We start from the raw sequence: 18835 nt of genomic DNA, 5'->3' as shown, positions 1-18835 counted from the left end.
CAATGACAGAAGAATTTGATTTATCCCCATTCGAACAAAGCATGATTATAAGACAAACGTCTTTTTCCGATATAGAGTCGATCTTAGAAATACAACGACAATGTTTTCCGGGTATGGACCCTTGGGAAGTATCCCATTTACGTAGCCATTTAACTATTTTCCCAGAAGGCCAACTTGTTGCAGAACTAGACGGCAAAGTAATTGGTTCCTGTTCTAGTCTTATTATAAATTTTGATGAGTATGATGATCGTCATTCTTGGTCGGATGTAACAGATGCAGGCTACATTACGAACCACAATCCAGATGGCTATAATTTATATGGTATTGAAGTAATGGTGCATCCTGAATATAGAAGAATGAAGGTTGGTCAACGTTTATATGAAGGCAGAAAAGATATTGCAAGACAGTTCAATTTAAAGTCCATTATAATCGGAGGGCGCATTCCAAACTATCATAAGTTTGCAGAAGAAATGTCTCCAAGAGAATATGTGACATCTGTTTCTCGCCACAAAATATATGATCCAGTACTTACCTTCCAATTGATGAATGGCTTTACGCTAATGCGTATTAACCCAAATTATCTACCGGATGATATGGCGTCAGCCAAATATGCAACGCTGATGGAATGGAATAATGTCGATTATATTCCACTTTCTAAACGTCACTTTAAAACAAGCTATCCTGTACGAATTTGTGCAGTGCAATATATGATGCGTAAAATAAATTCATTTGAAGAGTTTGCTAACCAATGTGAATATTTTGTTGACGTAGCTTCCGATGCTCAATCTGATTTTGTAGTGTTCCCGGAAATCTTTACTACGCAGCTAATGTCCTTCCTGAATGAACCATCGCCAAGTCAGGCAGTTCGTAAACTGACAGAATATACTCCGCAATATATGGAGTTATTCTCAGATTTATCGATTCGTTATAATATCAATATTATTGCTGGTTCTCACTTCGTGGAAGAAGAAAACGAGGAAATTTATAATATCGCCTATTTATTCCACCGAGATGGTGCAATTGATAAGCAATATAAAATTCATATTACACCGAACGAACGTAAATGGTGGGGAATTAGTGCAGGCGATTCTGTACAAGTATTTGATACGGATTGTGGGAAAATTGCGATTCAAATTTGTTATGATATAGAGTTTCCAGAACTTGCCCGCATAGCTACTGATATGGGTGCAAATATTATCTTCTCTCCATTTTGTACCGAGGATCGTCAAGGATACTTACGAGTTCGCTATTGTGCACAAGCACGTGCTATTGAAAACCAAATCTATACTGTTATTTCAGGTACAGTTGGAAACTTGCCACAAACAGAAAATATGGATATTCAATATGCACAGTCTGCCATTTTCGCACCTTCTGATTTTGAATTTGCACGTGATGGTATTGTGGGAGAAACAGAACCAAACGTTGAGATGGTCTTAATAGGGGATGTAGATTTAGAAATCCTTCGTCGTCAACGTCAAGACGGGACAGTTAAGCATTTAAAAGATAGACGTCATGATGTATACAGTATCGATTATAAAAAATAATGAAGTGGAGTTGACTTTCCTATGCGTTATAGACAACTATTTGACCAATGGAATAACTTCTCAGAGTTAGAAACCGATTGGAAAGAGAACCTTCAACAGCTAGCCAAGGATGAAAAAAGGATAGAGGATGCATTTTACCGTGATCTAGAATTCGGAACAGGTGGCATGCGTGGAGAAATTGGTGCTGGAACGAATCGTATGAACACGTACACTGTTCGTAAAGCGACTACAGGTTTAGCTTCCTATATTAAGGGAGCCGGAGCAGAAGCTATGGAGCGTGGAGTGGTTATCGCTTATGATAGTCGAAGATATTCTCCAGAGTTTGCGCGTGAAGCAGCGAGTACACTAGCCTCTAATGGTATTAAAGCGTATTTATATATGGAACCTAGAACTACACCTCAGCTGTCATTTACGGTTAGACATTTACACGCATTTATGGGGATAGTTATTACTGCAAGTCATAATCCTCCTGAATATAATGGATACAAAGTATATGGCGAGGATGGTGCGCAGCTAAACATTGAGGACGCTGAGGTTGTTATTGAGCATGTCAATGATGCTGGAGATGCACTCCATATCGATCAACGAAATCCTGATAAACAATTAATAATTCAATTAGATGAAAAATTGGATGTAGCTTATTTGGAAGCCTTAAAAACAGTGCAAGAAAACGAAGAATTAGCATCTTCTTCTGATCTGAAGGTGGTATTCACTCCCTTACACGGTGCTTCTGGTAAAACAGTCCAACGTATATTAAAAGAAGTTGGTTACAAGCATATTTCCTATGTAGAAGAACAGATGGAGCCAGATGGAGACTTCCCGACAGTGGAATCTCCAAATCCGGAAGAGCAAAGTGCTTTTGAATACGCAATTCAGTACGGCGAAAGGAATCATGCAGATATTCTAATAGCAGTCGATCCAGACGGGGACCGCGTTGGTATTGCCGTAAAATCGGATTCTAAGTATGAACTTTTAACTGGCAATCAAACCGGTGCGATATTAATCGAATATCTATTATCACAACGTAAAGCGAAGGGTAATATCCCAGCTAATGGTCGCATATTTAAAACGATTGTTACTTCTGATCTAGGTCGTGTAATTGCCGAATATTACGGAGTAAGTTCAGAAAATGTATTAACAGGCTTCAAATTTATCGGCGAAAAGATTAAGAAATACGAAGAGACAAAAGAGTTTGAGTTTCTATTTGGCTATGAGGAAAGTTATGGTTACTTGATAAAAGATTTTGCACGTGATAAAGATGCGGTGCAAAGCGTGTTAGCGATAGTAGAAGCTGCTGCCTATTATAAGCAACAAGGAAAGACCTTACTCGATGTTTTAGCAATGTTATATGAAAGACATGGCTTCTATTTAGAAGGGCTTCAATCTGTTACGAAAAAAGGAGTAAGTGGTGCGAATGCCATTAAAAACTTACTAGAGCGGGTTCGGACAAACAGAATTACGGAAGTAGCAGGGATACATGTTACCTCTCAAGAGGATTACTTGCACTCCACTCGAATGTTTACCGATGGACGAGAAAAAGAGGAATTATTCTTACCAAAATCAAATGTAATTAAGTACTTCCTTGCAGACGGCTCATGGGTTTGTGTAAGACCAAGTGGAACCGAGCCTAAGATCAAATATTATTTTGGTGTACTTAGTGGCACAGAAGTAGAAAGTAAAGAAAAACTAAATTCTTTGAAGGAAGATTTTTCGTTTAAGATGAATCAATACTTAGTAGATTAATATAGAAAACAGGAAAAGTGAAATCTCTTTTCCTGTTTTTTTCGGTCAAAAGTATGATGCGCATACCCTACAGTGAATAGTAAATAAGTGATACTATGGAATTATCTGAATTACATACTTGGAGGAGTTTACATGTTATCAAATGAACTCTCGAACATAGAATTACTAAAAGAAATAGCAGAGTTGTTAAATGAAGAAACGGAAATGGAGAAAATGCTACAAGGTGCCTTGCAAAAACTATTAGATGGTACCTTATTTGAAACTGGGTGGATATTTTTTATTGATGAAAAAGGAAAACAACAGTTAATTGCACATGAAAATTTACCGAACGCATTAAAGCAGGATGACTGCAGACATTTGCAAAAGGATAGCTGCTGGTGTGTGTCCAGGTTTCAAAAGGGTGAGTTAAAAAAAGCTTCCAATATTATTGAGTGTAAAAGAATAGTAAATGCAAGAAAAATGAGTAATGAGGACAGTGGGGGCATCACGCATCATGCAACTGTACCCTTACAATCAGGACAAGAAAGCTTTGGCCTATTAAATGTTGCCACTCCAAACACGATACGATTTTCAGACGGCGAACTCGCGTTGCTCGAATCGGTGGCTTTTCAAATTGGGTCAGCAATTAAGCGGATTCTCCTCACAAGACAGGAGCAGCAAGTAGCTCTTGTACAGGAGAGAAACCGATTAGCACGAGATTTACATGACTCCGTTAACCAATTACTATTCTCCGTCACGCTTACTGCCCGTGGAGGAATTGAAATGACAGAGCAGCCGGATATTAAAGATACATTTAAAGAAATTCAATATTTAACGCAAGAAGCACTAACAGAAATGCGCGCCCTCATTTGGCAGCTACGTCCCAAAGGATTAGAATCAGGAATTATTGAAGGCCTTAAAGGATATGGTGATATTCTAGGGCTTACAATGACAGTGAAAGTAAAGGGCGTTGTTAACTTACCTGCGATTATAGAAGAAACACTCTTCAGAATTGCTCAGGAAGCACTGAATAATATTCGGAAGCATTCTGGTGTACTCATAGCAGAACTATACTTAACGGTCACTTCTACAGATGTATTGTTAGTTGTGAAAGACGAGGGTTGTGGATTTCATATGAAAGAACCCAATAAGCTACGTTCAATTGGTTTACAGAGTATGAAGGATAGAGCTAGTTTCGTTGGTGGGACAGTAGATTGGGTGACAGGTTGCGAAAAAGGAACAGAAATATTAGTGCGATTACCTTATTAGGAGGGTGTGATTATGATACGTGTATTAATAGCTGATGATCATCATGTAGTAAGAAGAGGATTAATGTTTTTTCTGAAAACCCAAAAGGATATGGATATTGTAGGGGAGGCTACTAACGGAAAAGAAGCGATGGAGCTAACACAAAGTTTAAAGCCCGATGTTATATTAATGGATTTAGTAATGCCGGTAATGGACGGAATTGAAGCAACGAAACTTATAAAATCTACTAATCCGGAAATTCAAATACTAATGCTCACTAGTTTTTCAGATAGAGATCATGTAATTCCTGCCTTAAAAGCTGGCGCAGCGGGTTATCAGTTAAAGGATATAGAACCGGATGACCTCGCTGATGCCATTCGTAAGCTCATGCGCGGAGAAAATACGATACATCCAGAGGCAACAACTCAATTAGAAAAAGAGTGGGAGCCCGTTGTACCAAGTCCACATGAAGAACATCCTTTAACACCTAGAGAGCAGGATGTATTATCTGAGTTGACAAAAGGAAAGAGTAATAGAGAAATAGCATCCTCGTTGTTTGTCACCGAAAAAACAGTCAAAACACATATTTCCAATATATTCGCGAAGCTACATGTTCAAGATCGTACACAAGCCGCCCTATACGCAGTAAAACACGGCCTAACAGAACCAAGCGGACGATGAAAAGCACGGAGAATCGCAATGACTATGCGATTCTCCGTGCTTTTTGTTTTTATTAACGTATCGATCGATGGCAACTAAGAATCAATCGATCAGCAGAAACTATCTACTGCTGATCGAGCAAGTCCATATTTGGTTCAATGTGGACTAAGATAACTGAAAAAGGTTTGACCTTCATAATACGATGTTCTATTTCTTCTGTTATACGATGACTATTCAACACGTTTAAATATGGATCCACTGTAACCGTAATATCGACAAACATTAAATTTCCATGCATTCTCGCTTTAAAATCAGTTAACTCATCCACACCCTCGACTAGTCGTACTATCGTAGAGAGGGATTCAGCTTCATCCACATTAAAACCGTCGGATAGCGTATATGCTGCATCATGAAAAATAGTATAGGCGGTATAGATAATGATGATACCAACTAACAGGGCAGTTATACCGTCTAAAAGAGGAAAACCTAAAATAGAACCGACGATACCAATAGTTGCACCGATACTAACAAGTGCATCAGAGCGATTATCATAAGCTGCCGCTTTTAGAGCAGCACTATTTATACGGTTTCCAAGGTTTAAATTATATCTATAAACAATATACATGATAATGGCACTAAACAAGGCAACAATTGCGGTTAAAAGGGAAGGTGACTCTTGGATAGGGTTAGCAAGATGTTGTACTGCTTGAATGAGAACCTGGATACCGATAAACGCCATAATAAAAGCGGCAACAAGGGAGGCAATGGTTTCTGCCCGTAAATGTCCATATTGGTGATGCTTATCTGGTGGTTTTTGAGAAATTCGCAATCCGATTAAAATAGCAACGGACGCAATGATGTCTGTAAAATTATTTAGACCATCGGCTTTTAAGGCTTCAGATGAACCGATAATACCAACAGTTAACTTAAGTGTACTTAAAAGTAAGTATACGCCAATGCTAATCCAGGCACCTTTTTCCCCTTCACGTAAGTTTGTATATAGTTCCACAATGTTTCCTCACTTCAACAATTATAGACATAGGAAAACGACCCTCATTTGAGAGTCGTTTTTTGAAATCTAATAATTTTTTTATTCCACTATCGGTTCTAGTTCTTCAACTGGAGGTGCAGATTTAATAATCTCTAGATATTGAATATGATGCCCATCAACTTCTTTAATCATGAAATCATAGCCTTGTTCCTGAATCTTTTCACCTTTAATGGTTTCGTAGCTTTTAGTCATAAACCAACCACCTATAGTATCTATATCCTCTTCATCGATATCTATACCAAGTAGGTCGTTAACATTTTCTATTAACATTTTCGCATCGAGAATATAATGATTTTCCTCTAACTTTTGAACTTCTGGAAGTTCATCAGTATCGAACTCGTCACGTATATCTCCTACGATTTCTTCGATAATATCTTCTATAGTTACAAGTCCTGAAGTACCACCGTATTCATCCATTAAGATTGCCATATGAATTCGTTCACGTTGAATCTTAAGTAATAAATCAGCGATTGGCATATTCTCAATAACTCGGATAATCGGTTGCATATAATCACTTACGGGTGTGGTTGCATTCGTTGGATCTTTTATATATGCAGTTAACAAGTTTTTCATATTTACAAGTCCAATAATATGGTCTTTATCACCGTCAGTTATTGGATATCTTGTATATTGTTCCACACCGATCAACTGAAATACTTCATCTAATGTAAAATCTTTATCAATAGAAGTAATCTCGGTGCGTGGAACCATGATTTCTTTTGCAATACGATCATCAAATTCAAAGATTTTGTTAACATATTTGTATTCGGCTTGGTTGATTTCTCCGCCTTTAAAGCTATCGGAAAGAATCATACGAAGCTCTTCTTCGGAATGGGCTACTTCTGACTCTGATACAGCATTTAAACCAAATACTTTGGTTGCTAAGAAACGAGCAGAACCATTCATACCGTGAATAACTGGATACATAAGTTTATCGAAAATGATAAGCGGTTTTGCTACCGCTAATGTAATTTGTTCAGACCTTTGAATAGCAAACGTCTTTGGTGTTAACTCTCCTACAACTACATGTATATAAGTTACAAGAGAGAATGCAATAATAAATGAAAGTAAAGAGGAAACACTCTCTGGGAGCTCAAAATAAGTAAATGCCGGATGTAAAATCCGTTCAATTGTCGGTTCTCCGAGCCAACCTAGCCCTAAAGCTGTTATGGTAATCCCGAGCTGACATGCAGATAGATATTCATCCAGATTGGAAACTACTTTTTTGGCATTTATCGCCTTAGTGTTTCCTTCAGCTATAAGCTGATCAATTCTTGTAGTTCTTACTTTTACAATTGCAAACTCACTCGCAACGAAAAATGCAGTGAATGCGATTAAGACAGCAAATGCTGCCAATCGTATGGCTATGTCCAAATAATTACTTTGTCCCTAACCCAAATGGGGGGTAAGACAAAGTGTACACCTCCTGTTTTCTAAAAAATAGTTTATACGTTTAATAATAAAATATAAAAAAAGAAATTACAAATCTTTCTACTTTAAATAGAGATTTCTATTAATAATTTTTACAAAATCTTAACATTTAGACGCTAAGAATTATTAGATAATAAAGATTATGCCTGTAGAGGAGGTAAAAATGAAAAATAAATATATCGATATACTGAAAGCATCTACTAAGCTTGGCTTAACGTCATTTGGAGGACCAGCTGCTCATATTGGTTATTTCCGGGAAGAATATGTGGAAAAAAGAAAATGGCTAGATGACAAGTTATATGCGGATATCGTTGCGCTATGTCAGTTTTTACCTGGACCGGCCTCCTCCCAAGTAGGAATCTCTATTGGATTATTAAGAGGAGGATTATTGGGAGGTATAATCTCGTGGATAGGTTTTACAATACCGTCTGTAATTATTTTAATGTTATTTGCTGCATTCATATCGAGTTCGGGATCTTTTGATAGTGGGTGGATTCAAGGACTAAAAATAGTAGCTGTTGCTGTAGTAGCACATGCGTTAATAGGTATGCAAAAATCATTAGCACCAGATCGTATAAGAATAAGTATCGCCATAGGATGCGCAATATTAACATTGCTTATTCCTACCGCAATTGGACAAATTACGATTATTCTCATAGCGGGTATTTTTGGTTTTTTCTATTATAAAAATGACGCAATAGAACCAGCACCTGAATTGAAGTTAAGTTTTGGTAAAAAGACTGGCATTATTAGTTGGGTATTATTTTTTACATTGCTCACTTTGCTTCCATTACTAAAACCGTTTGTACAATCTGTCTATTATGCGATATTCGATACTTATTACCGCGTTGGATCTATTGTATTTGGTGGTGGGCATGTTGTATTACCAATGCTACAAAGAGAGGTTGAGCTATCTGCTGATATGTTCCTGACTGGTTATGGAGCAGCACAAGCAGTGCCAGGACCATTATTCACAATCGCTGGTTTTTTAGGACAGATAACTGCTGGTACAGGTGGAGCATTGCTTGCCGTTTTTGCGATGTTTTTACCTTCCTTTTTATTGGTCATTGGAACATTGCCATTTTGGTCTATTATTCGTTCTAAAAAAGGGATTCAAGCAGCTTTAAAGGGAGTGAATGCAGCCGTTGTTGGAATTCTTCTTGCGGCACTTTATGATCCTGTTTTTACAAGTGCGGTAAATAGTACGCTTGATTTTGTTATTGTGTTAATTACTTTTACACTTTTAGTGGTGTATAAGTTAGCGCCATTCAAAGTAGTACTCATCAGTATTGTGTTAGGCGCAATTGTTCATTCATTATAAAAATTCAAAAAGTATTGACAATTAAAATTTCGGTATGCTAATGTTAATATACACAAAAAAATGGAAATGGAGGTATGACAAATGATTCGTTTAAAAGATAGCGCTGTTAACTTAAAAAGTTGTTCATACCTTCCATTAGATCGGAAATGATTTAATAATAGACTTTTGTATTCCATTGTCTATTATTGAGCGCATTACCTCTAGATGGGTAATGCGCTTTTTTCTGTCTTTTTGACTTCCAATTTTTGGTGAAAAATAAAAAGGAGTGTTGGTTATGGAAACAATTCAACGGACAAAGCAAATTTTATTAAAGGAATCTCTTGAAGGTGGCTAGTTATTAAGTAATGTGTAGAAAGAAGAAAAGAGGGGTTATATAATGTTTTCTGTTTTATTTAAGTTGAAGTGGTTTTTTAAGGATCATTGGAAACGATATACAGTAGCGGTTAGTTTGCTAATAATTGCTAGTGCTCTGGAGGTTTTACCACCGTGGTTAGTTGGGGAAGCGATCGATTCCATAACTATGGGAGATATGACTAGAGAGTCGTTAATGCAATATGTATTCTATTTTATCGGAATAATAATAGTAGGTTATATATTAAACTTTGTTTGGCAATACCAACTGTTTGGTGGTTCGATTACAATCGAGCGTATTTTACGGTCAAAGTTAAATTTGAAATTTTTGAATATGACTCCTACATTTTATGAAAAAAATCGTACGGGTGACTTAATGGCTCGTGCAACGAATGATTTGAACGCAGTAGCAACTACAGCAGGATTTGGGATTATGACATTAATCGATTCTACTATGTACATGGCTGCACTTATACTGGCAATGGGCTTTATCATTTCATGGAAGCTTACTATCTTTGCAATTTTACCAATACCTATTTTAGCTTTTATAATGCAATATTTAGGGAAAATTATTCATGAAAAATATATGGTAGCTCAAGATGCATTTGGTGATCTGAATGACCGTGTACTAGAATCGATCGCCGGGGTTCGAGTTATACGCGCTTATGTTCAAGAAAGAGCGGATGAGAAGAACTTTGCTGATATGAGTGAAGAAGTCTATGAGAAAAATATGGTTGTAGAACGTATTGATGCTCTTTTTGGTCCTATTACGAAGGTAGGAACTGGTATCAGTTATGTAGTTGCACTAGGTTATGGTGCTTATCTAGTATCCAAAGGTGAAATGACAGTCGGAAATTTAATCACCTTTAATGTTTACTTAGGTATGGCAATTTGGCCGATGTTTGCAATCGGGGAACTGATCAATGTAATGCAACGCGGAAATGCCTCGCTTGATCGCGTGCAAGAAACATTAGACTACGAGCAAGATGTAAAAGATCCAACTTCACCAGTTCAGTTAGACAATGTGGAGTCAATTGGATTTACCGATGTTGGATTCCAATACCCATTGTCCCAAGTGAAAAATCTTCAAGATATTCGAGTGAACTTAGAGAAAGGTCAGACACTTGGGATTGTAGGGAAAACGGGTTCTGGGAAAACTACCTTTATGAAGCAATTATTAAAGGAATATCCGATTGGTGCTGGACAGCTAACAATTGGAGAGACCGCAATTTCCGCACAAACGAAAGATCAGGTGCTAGAGTGGATTGGATATGTACCGCAGGATCATGTCTTGTTTTCGAGAACCATTCGTCAAAACATTCTATTTGGTAAAGAGGATGCAACAGAAGATGAACTAGAGGAAGCAATTCGCCTAGCGCATTTCCAACAGGATCTGATGAACTTACCGATGGGCTTAGAAACGTTAGTTGGAGAAAAAGGGGTATCATTATCCGGTGGACAAAAACAACGTGTATCCATTGCTCGAGCACTTATTAAAAATCCAGAAATACTACTGTTAGATGATTCTCTTTCTGCAGTAGATGCAAAGACAGAAGCCAAAATTATCGAAAATATACAAAATGAACGCAGTGGAAAGACAACAATTATTACGACGCATCGATTGTCTGGTATCCAACATGCAGACCATATTATCGTTTTAGATGAAGGTCTTATTGTAGAAGAAGGAACTCATCAAGAGCTTCTAAAACAAAATGGTTGGTACAAAGAGCAGTTTGATCGTCAGCAGCTAGAGGGGGTGTCGTCATGAGTACAGGGAAACGACTCTACCATTATGCGTTATTTTATAAAAAACCAATTATCCTTGGTCTAATCTTTTTAACTATTGCAGTGTTTGCAGATCTAACTGGTCCATTTATTGCAAAGAAAATTATTGACGACCATATCACAGAAGGGGCTATTAACCTTCAGCCGATACTAATGTTACTTGCTGTCTACTTTGGTTTAGCCATTGTCACAGCAATCTTTAGATATTTTATGTTCATCAACTTACAGGTCGGTGCTAACCGCGTTGTGCAAAAGCTGCGTAATGATGTTTTTCAACATATTCAAACTTTGCCGATACAGTATTTTGACAACTTGCCGGCAGGAAAAGTAGTTGCGCGTGTTACGAATGATACAGAAGCTATTCGTAATTTGTATGTGCAAGTACTTTCTCAGTTTGCGACTAGTATCATTTCGATTGCAGGGGTTTATGTTGCCTTGTTCATCTTAAATGTACAAATGGCTCTCATGGCACTTTTTGTAGTTCCTATTGTATATGTGTGGATGATTGCTTATCGTAAGTATGCATCTAAATATAATCACGTAGTTCGTACGAAAATTGCAGATTTGAATGCAATGCTAAATGAATCCATCCAAGGGATGTCCATTATTCAAGCATTTAAACGTGAGAAGCAGATGGAACGCGAATTTGAAGAGATGAATGATGAACACTATACGTACCAGAAAAAGTTACTTACATTAGATTCAGCAACTTCGTTTAACTTAGTAAGTGTGCTTCGTACGATTATGTTCGTCATGTTCATCTGGTATTTCGGAAGCTTATCCATGGAACCAAATACAATCATTTCAGCAGGTATGCTTTATGCCTTTGTAGACTATACAACTCGTTTATTTAATCCAATCACTGGGATTGTAAACCAATTTGCTCAGTTAGAAAGATCATTGGTTGCTGGTCATCGAGTATTTCAATTACTAGATGAAACTGGAGAAGATGTAAAAGACGAACGTATGGAACGATATGAAGGGAATGTAGAGTTTCAAAATGTATCATTTGCCTATAAAGCAGATGAATATGTCTTGAAAAATTTAAACTTTGTTGCCAACAAAGGGGAGACAGTAGCATTAGTAGGTCATACAGGATCTGGGAAAAGTTCCATTATGAATTTATTGTTCCGTTTCTATGATCCTTCTAAAGGTAAAATCCTAATCGATGGTATAGATATAACGACTGTACCTAGACAAACAATTCGAGATCATATGGGCATCGTGTTGCAGGACCCTTATTTGTTTTCAGGTACGATAGAGTCAAATGTGAGTTTAAGTGATCCTCGTATTTCTAGAGAAACGGTTATAGCCGCTTTAGAAGCGGTTGGTGGGGAACGAGTGTTGAAGAATCTAGAAAAAGGCTTAGATGAGCCTGTAATAGAAAAGGGTAGCACCTTATCATCCGGTCAACGACAGCTTGTTTCCTTCGCTAGAGCACTTGCATTTGATCCTGCTATATTAATCTTGGATGAAGCGACATCTAATATTGATACAGAAACAGAGGAAATTATTCAACATGCAATGGATGTACTGAAAAAAGGAAGAACTACTTTTATCATTGCTCATCGACTTTCTACTATTAAGAATGCAGACCGCATTTTAGTACTAGACCGTGGGGAAATTGTAGAAAGTGGATCGCACGACGAGTTAATAGAGCTACAAGGTCGCTATGAACAAATGTATAAACTACAAGCAGGAGTATCTCAGCATGTTTAACACATGCGGGGATATTCCCTTTTTTGTTGAATAGGTTATCCGCGTGACGAACTGAGCTATGTGCTCGAGCGACTAGGTTATCCGCCCGAGAAACTGAGCCATGCGCCCGAGCAGCCCGTTTATCGGCTCATCAAGCGGCCGAACGCTCGATTGATTAGGTTATCCGCCCGAGTGACCAAGCCATGTGCCGGAGCAAAGCACTTATCCGCCCGCCAAACAGAGCCAAGAATCCAAGCGAAACATTTATCCGCAGCACGCAATTATATATTGAAATTTTCTAACGATAATCGTATATTTAGTGTACCGAAATAAAAAAAGAAGAGGTACCTTATGATTTATTGGTTTGCAAATTGGAAAAAGAGCATTGCTTTATTCAATAGAAATATAAAAATGTTCATGCTTGCCAATGTACTCATTCAAGTGGGGATGGGTGTATTTTTAGTTATGTACAATCTATATATAAAGGAACTCGGGTTTCCAGAAACATTGAACGGTAAAATCATCTCTATGACATCTCTTGCTTCAGCGATTATGTTAATACCAGCTGGATATCTAAGCGACCGGCTAGGTAGGAAAGGAATTATTATTACTGGTGCTATTTTTGCTGCTGGTACGTTATTTTATAGAAGTTTGGTCACCGGCGAACAAAGCTTAGTTTATGCAGCTTTCTTTACTGGGTTGTTTATGGCATTGGTGCAAGTATCCGGTGTTCCTTTTCTTGCTGAAAACTCCACTGCTGGAGAACGAATGCATCTTTTTAGTATTCATTTTTCGTTGATGACTATAGCAAGCGTTATTGGAAGTCTTGGAGGAGGGGTATTAGCAGATGCGCTTCATCTAATTGGGAATATCTCCACAGTAGATTCTATTATGTATGTACTAATTATTGGAGCGATTATATTTACGATGGGCATAGTTCCATTGTTTCAGCTGAAACCAACGCAAAAAATAGAAGGTCAAACAGAGGCAAGTACCGAAGAATCAGAAGGAAATGCTCCGACTGGGTTCAGAAAAAATATGAAGGTTATTGTGTTATTTGGAGTTGCAAATCTATTAATAGGAACAGGGTCTGGTCTAGTTATTCCTTACTTGAACTTATACTTTGCGAACCGATTCGATGCATCGAACACTTATATTGGAATTATCTTGTCACTCGGATCAGCGATGGCAGCCGTTGCAATGCTACTTGGGCCAGCACTTGTGAAGAAGGTAGGGAAATTTAAGGCATTGGTCATTTTTCAGCTACTATCGATTCCATTTCTGTTCATCACAGGTTACACCAATTCATTAATCATCGCTTCGATTGCATTTTTGATGCGCCAAGCTCTAATGAATGCGGGGAATCCTATCCAAAGTGCAATTGCAATGGAACTAGTACAAGATAAATATAAAGGACTTGCTAACTCGGTAAATCAAATGGTCTTTAATGTAGGATGGGCAAGTACTGGTGCAATTTCGACAGGGCTTGTTATGACATTTGGCTTTTACTGGGGATATGCTTATACATTTACAATTACAGGGATTCTCTATATTATTGCATCTACTTATTTTTATTTACTGTTTGGGCGTAAGCGTACTTTGCGCAAGAAACAAGTATGAATGCTTCTTGCACAGTGACACCTCAGTCATACACGTGAAATAGCATTAACTCATGTATCATTTTTTTTACTGTTTCTTCATCAGCAGGTGTTTCACCTAGCCACTTAATCGTGCCATCCGGTTCATATTCTGCAGCGTATCTTTGTTGTTTATAAAAGAAAGAGACGGACCAACCAGGTAGTTGTTTGTTTTCATAGAGTGGTTTGAAGCTAAAGTGTTGTAGCAAGAATATCAACCTTTCATGTGAGTGAATTTGTTCGCATACACTAATATAAATGATTAGTGAAGGAGCATCGAATTGTTTAATGATCAGCTAAGGCAAGCAATACTTAATGAATATCATGATTATCATTTTTATCGTTCTATGTATAAATTGACGGATGATCCATACTGGCAAGGTTTTATCGAACATATTTATGAGGATGAAAAAAGCCATTACGAAATGTTCCAACAACTCTATTATATGCTCACTGGTACATTTGTACAAAACTTTCCAGAACCCACTTTATGTACAGACATGAAAGAGTGTTTAAAAAATGCGATAAGAGATGAATTAGAGGCTGCAGAACTGTATAAGGAAATGCTCTTACAAATACCAATCCAACAAGCATATGCTCCTCTATTTGTTGCGATGCACGATGAAACGGAGCATGCTATTCGTCTTACTACTTTGCTTCATCTATTGTAAATTCTTTTAGTGTTTGCCTCTCCTCTGCTATAATAATCTAGAAGCTAGAGGAAAAAGGTGAAATTGATGAATTTTATATGGACAATCACATTTATGGCAGTGGTCGGAGCAGCAATCGGAGCGGTAACTAATCACTTTGCTATTAAAATGCTATTCAGACCTCATGAGGCAAAATATATAGGGTCTTGGCGCATTCCATTCACACCTGGTCTGATCCCTAAGAGACGTGATGAACTTGCAAAACAATTAGGTAATACAGTAATTCAACATTTGCTGACACCTGATATTTTCAAGAAAAAATATTTTAACGAAGAGATGAAACAAAAGGCAAATCATTTTTTAACTGAGCAACTAAACGATAAAATCTTTCAGTCGGATAAAACGATAACAGATTGGTTAAAGCTTGCTGGACTAGAAAATGTTCCGACTATTGTAAATGATAAAATAGAAGAACAGGTGGACGTTCAATTTAGTCAATTAAAAACTAGGTTTGAACAAGAAACTATACGTCAACTTGCACCAATAGATTGGCAACTAAAAGCGGACACTAAAGTCGGAGAAATAGTTTCGTACATTCTACTCAAAGGTGAAGATTTCTTCGAATCAGAAGAAGGCAGAATGACGGTAAGAAATCTAATTGATGATTTCCTTTCTACAAAAGGGACGCTTGGCAATATGATACAAATGTTCATGGGCGAATCTTCATCACTTGCTGGAAAAGTTCAGCCGGAAATACTAAAATTCCTAAGAGCTCCAGGTACTAAAAATATGTTAGAAAAAATAGTACGAAGCGAATGGGAGAAGTTAAAAGATCGCCCACTCAATGAAATGATGGACGGCTTTGACTTTGAACCAATTGTTAAAAATGTTAAAGTATACTTAACTGGACAATTGGCTGTGGAAGAAAGATTGAACTATAATTTCCTCCATTACTTCCCTGGAGCAACTGGATGGACAGAGTCATATCTTATACCTAAAGTGACGACATTTGCATTCCATGAAGCAGAAACAAAGCTAGAAGAAGTCTTGCGTAAAATGAAATTAGAAGATATGGTAAAAGAGCAAGTTGATACTTTCCCAGTATCTCGCTTAGAGGAAATTGTTCTTGGTATATCGAAAAGAGAGTTCAAAATGATCACCATTCTAGGTGGTGTTCTTGGTGGACTTATCGGTATTATTCAAGGACTAATCGTTTTCTTAACTAATTAACCCTAAAGGAGCTTACAACATGATTAACATTTATGATGACATTAACAAACTTGAAAAAACACTACGTCAAACAGATGAATTTTCCAACGTTCAAACAGCAGTAGAATCTGTAAAAGCTGACGAACAGGCTCTAGTATTATTCCAAAGTTTCCGTAAAGTTCAAATGTCTCTTCAAGAGAAGCAAATGAATGGTGAAGAAATCTCTGGAGAAGAGATTGAGTATGCACAAAAAACGGCTCAGCTAGCACAAGGAAACGAAAAGATTTTCCATATGCTTCAAGCTGAAATGGCTTTGAGCCAACTTATTGAAGAAGTAAACCGTGTATTGATCAAACCCGTTCAAGAACTTTATGAAGGTATCTAAGAAAACAAATGAAAGGAACTTCTCCTACTATGGAGAGGTTCCTTTTTTCATTTACTAGAGAAATGGATAAATACTCCGTTGCGCTAGTAAATCCTCATCGAATGCGAGTAACTAAAAGCTATAAATAGTTTTCCCCTTTCTAAGAAGGACTTTAATAGTATAATGGCGAATTTAACAAGAATGAATGACTATTCACTTATAAAGGGGAATGTATATGTACAAAACTATATTGTTAGAAAAAGATGGTCGTATTGCGACTTTAACAATGAATCGTCCAGAAGCGATGAACTCGATGAATGGGGTTATGATGAGAGAGCTAGCAGAAAGTCTAGAATCTCTGCTAACAGACAAATCAGTTCAAGTGTTAGTTATAAAAGGTGAAGGGCGAGCATTTTCTGCTGGTGGAGACATTAAAGCAATGCTAGATAAAGAGAATCCTTTAGACATTGACGAGGCGATGACGTATCTTACAAGAATTGCTACAGCTTTATATAAGTTACCACAGATTACTATTGCATCAGTTCACGGCGCTGCTGCTGGATTAGGTTTTAGTATGGTATTAGGCTGCGATATTATCATAGCAGAGGAAAATAGTAAGCTCGCTATGAATTTTATCGGAATTGGGCTTGTTCCAGACGGTGGAGGCCATTTCTTCTTAAAGGAAAGAGTAGGGATCCCAAAAGCAAAACAACTGATGTGGAGCGGGCAGCTTTTCTCTGGAAAAGAAGCACAAAAAATCGGACTTGTGGATGAAGTTGCATCCGATGGTTTAGGTTCTGCAACTGCAGCATCCTATGCACAAAAACTAATCCAATCTCCAATTGCTGCCATGATCGCATCAAAAGAAATCTTACACGCAACGAAAATAAATGAATTGCAAACTGTTCTAGAAAAAGAAGCTGTTACGCAATCCGCAATGCGAAGAACCGAAGATCATTTAGAGGGTATTAAAGCATTTGTTGAAAAAAGAAAACCCGAGTTTAAAGGAAGATAAGATTTACATGGAGGATCATTTAGCTGATCCTCCTTTTTATTTGATTACATACTTTATTAAAAATGAAAGAGGATGGAAGCGACAATTAAACTGTTGGGATAATTTGTGGAATTAGAGATAAGTGAACGTTTTATAAAGTTCTTTTAACTAGGTTATTTTTCTTCTGAAAAGTTCTATTTACAAGATAGATACCAATAATAATAAACAAGCCACCAACGATGATAGAAGGGTATAACGTCTCCCCTAATAGTAACCAACCAGATAATACACCGAAGAAAGGTGCCAAAAATAAATAGGCACTCGTTTTTCCTGGATCCCCCTTTTGTAAAAGATAATACCAGACGGCGAATTGGACAATAGAAGACATAATACTTAACCATAATAAAATGAACAATGAATTACCATTCAAAATGAAGACTTGTTTTTCAAGAATAAAGCTGCCAAGTAGAAGTAGTAATCCACCAAAAAGCATCTGGTAAGCGGATAGAACCCACGTATTGAAAAGTGCCCCCCATTTTTTAACTAATAATGTGGAAATTGCCCAAAAAACAGCAGAAAGAATGCCAAAAAGAACGCCAATCTTTAATTCAATTTGCGCACCTACTGCAATACTAACCCCTACTAACCCTAAAAGAACACCAACCCATTGATAAAATTTATAGCGTGTTTTTAAAAACAAGGTACCGAATACAACAACAAGTAACGGGTTAGTGAATGTGAGAATTGAGGATTCACTAGCTGTAATGGTTCGTAAACTCAAGAAAATACAACCCATAACACTGGCAGTTTGGAAAGTACCAATAATAAGCATCTTTATCCAGTTTCCTTTAGATACTGGGTGCGGTCTTTTTAAAACGATAACACTTACTGCCATTATGAATCCAGCAAGTGTGAAGCGTAATCCTGCTAATAACAATGGGGATGAATAAGACAAACCTATTTTACCAACTGCAAAAGAAGAACCCATTAAAAATGTCGTTAAGAGTATTAATAATGTAAATTTGAAAGTATTCATTTTTTATCTCCCTACATATTATACTGAGCTATTTATGTCTATTATAACTTCTAAACATTTCAACTACGGTCGATATATGGAATGCAATTATGGTGCAATATGTCTTCATTAAATCAACCTCTCCGTTTTGATGT

At 37.2% G+C, this 18835-nt stretch carries 16 protein-coding genes; 12 read left to right on the top strand and 4 right to left on the bottom strand.

The features are described 5' to 3' along the window. Window positions 1-2: 2 nt before the first annotated feature. The 4 genes from MKX53_RS13970 to MKX53_RS13955 all read left to right on the top strand — a co-directional run bounded on the left by MKX53_RS13970 (window position 3) and on the right by MKX53_RS13955 (window position 5195). On the top strand, window positions 3-1544 hold the full coding sequence (locus MKX53_RS13970) for a GNAT family N-acetyltransferase (RefSeq protein ID WP_340912025.1): 1542 nt from the start codon (window positions 3-5) through the stop codon (window positions 1542-1544). A 21-nt stretch (window positions 1545-1565) separates the two neighbouring features. Continuing rightward, window positions 1566-3287, top strand: a complete 1722-nt coding sequence (locus MKX53_RS13965) for a phospho-sugar mutase (RefSeq protein ID WP_340912023.1) — start codon at window positions 1566-1568, stop codon at window positions 3285-3287. Window positions 3288-3419: 132 nt separating this feature from the next. Beyond that, window positions 3420-4535 carry a GAF domain-containing sensor histidine kinase gene (locus MKX53_RS13960; RefSeq protein ID WP_340763292.1) on the top strand — a complete coding sequence of 372 codons (1116 nt, stop codon included), beginning with the start codon at window positions 3420-3422 and terminating at the stop codon, window positions 4533-4535. Between the two features lie 12 nt (window positions 4536-4547). After that, window positions 4548-5195 carry a response regulator gene (locus tag MKX53_RS13955; protein WP_093538576.1) on the top strand — a complete coding sequence of 216 codons (648 nt, stop codon included), beginning with the start codon at window positions 4548-4550 and terminating at the stop codon, window positions 5193-5195. 103 nt (window positions 5196-5298) lie between these two features. Here the strand turns inward: MKX53_RS13955 and MKX53_RS13950 are convergent, their stop codons facing one another. Continuing rightward, window positions 5299-6183 (bottom strand): cation diffusion facilitator family transporter, encoded by an 885-nt coding sequence (locus MKX53_RS13950; RefSeq protein ID WP_340912021.1) that lies wholly within the window; start codon window positions 6181-6183, stop codon window positions 5299-5301. Between the two features lie 81 nt (window positions 6184-6264). Further along, window positions 6265-7599, bottom strand: a complete 1335-nt coding sequence (locus MKX53_RS13945; protein ID WP_245762770.1) for a hemolysin family protein — start codon at window positions 7597-7599, stop codon at window positions 6265-6267. 220 nt (window positions 7600-7819) lie between these two features. On the opposite strand from MKX53_RS13945, the gene chrA reads away from it, so the two are divergent. The 4 genes from chrA (at window position 7820) to MKX53_RS13925 (ending at window position 14431) form a co-directional block, all read left to right on the top strand. Next, the gene (gene chrA / locus MKX53_RS13940; RefSeq protein ID WP_340912020.1) at window positions 7820-8977 is read left to right on the top strand and encodes a chromate efflux transporter; all 1158 of its coding nucleotides are present in this window, start codon (window positions 7820-7822) and stop codon (window positions 8975-8977) included. Window positions 8978-9353: 376 nt separating this feature from the next. Continuing rightward, window positions 9354-11096: an ABC transporter ATP-binding protein gene (locus MKX53_RS13935; protein WP_093538580.1), complete on the top strand. Its 1743-nt coding sequence runs from the start codon at window positions 9354-9356 to the stop codon at window positions 11094-11096. After that, on the top strand, window positions 11093-12832 hold the full coding sequence (locus MKX53_RS13930) for an ABC transporter ATP-binding protein (RefSeq protein WP_340912018.1): 1740 nt from the start codon (window positions 11093-11095) through the stop codon (window positions 12830-12832). The genes MKX53_RS13935 and MKX53_RS13930 overlap by 4 nt, the downstream gene beginning before the upstream one ends. A gap of 330 nt (window positions 12833-13162) precedes the next feature. Beyond that, a complete protein-coding gene (locus tag MKX53_RS13925; RefSeq protein ID WP_340912016.1) occupies window positions 13163-14431 on the top strand; it encodes an MFS transporter in 1269 nt (422 codons plus the stop codon). Between the two features lie 22 nt (window positions 14432-14453). Here the strand turns inward: MKX53_RS13925 and MKX53_RS13920 are convergent, their stop codons facing one another. Next, window positions 14454-14657 carry a YheE family protein gene (locus MKX53_RS13920; RefSeq protein ID WP_090570212.1) on the bottom strand — a complete coding sequence of 68 codons (204 nt, stop codon included), beginning with the start codon at window positions 14655-14657 and terminating at the stop codon, window positions 14454-14456. Window positions 14658-14729: 72 nt separating this feature from the next. On the opposite strand from MKX53_RS13920, the gene MKX53_RS13915 reads away from it, so the two are divergent. The 4 genes from MKX53_RS13915 (at window position 14730) to MKX53_RS13900 (ending at window position 17686) form a co-directional block, all read left to right on the top strand. Beyond that, the gene (locus MKX53_RS13915; RefSeq protein ID WP_093538583.1) at window positions 14730-15119 is read left to right on the top strand and encodes a ferritin-like domain-containing protein; all 390 of its coding nucleotides are present in this window, start codon (window positions 14730-14732) and stop codon (window positions 15117-15119) included. A gap of 66 nt (window positions 15120-15185) precedes the next feature. Then, window positions 15186-16328, top strand: coding sequence for a DUF445 domain-containing protein (locus tag MKX53_RS13910; RefSeq protein ID WP_340913363.1), 1143 nt, complete (start codon window positions 15186-15188; stop codon window positions 16326-16328). Window positions 16329-16347: 19 nt separating this feature from the next. Next, entirely contained in the window at window positions 16348-16692 is a 345-nt protein-coding gene (locus MKX53_RS13905; RefSeq protein ID WP_093538584.1) for a YlbF family regulator, read from the top strand. Window positions 16693-16906: 214 nt separating this feature from the next. Then, the gene (locus MKX53_RS13900; protein WP_424513178.1) at window positions 16907-17686 is read left to right on the top strand and encodes an enoyl-CoA hydratase; all 780 of its coding nucleotides are present in this window, start codon (window positions 16907-16909) and stop codon (window positions 17684-17686) included. 130 nt (window positions 17687-17816) lie between these two features. On the opposite strand, the gene MKX53_RS13895 is transcribed toward MKX53_RS13900, so the two are convergent. Further along, entirely contained in the window at window positions 17817-18701 is an 885-nt protein-coding gene (locus MKX53_RS13895) for a DMT family transporter (protein ID WP_340912011.1), read from the bottom strand. Between the last annotated feature and the right edge of the window lie 134 nt (window positions 18702-18835).

The organism is Psychrobacillus sp. FSL K6-4615, from assembly GCF_038008225.1.
GTDB classification, from domain to species: domain Bacteria; phylum Bacillota; class Bacilli; order Bacillales_A; family Planococcaceae; genus Psychrobacillus; species Psychrobacillus psychrotolerans.
The sequence above is the reverse complement of the archived record's forward strand: the minus strand, read 5'-3'. Positions and strand labels throughout refer to the sequence as shown.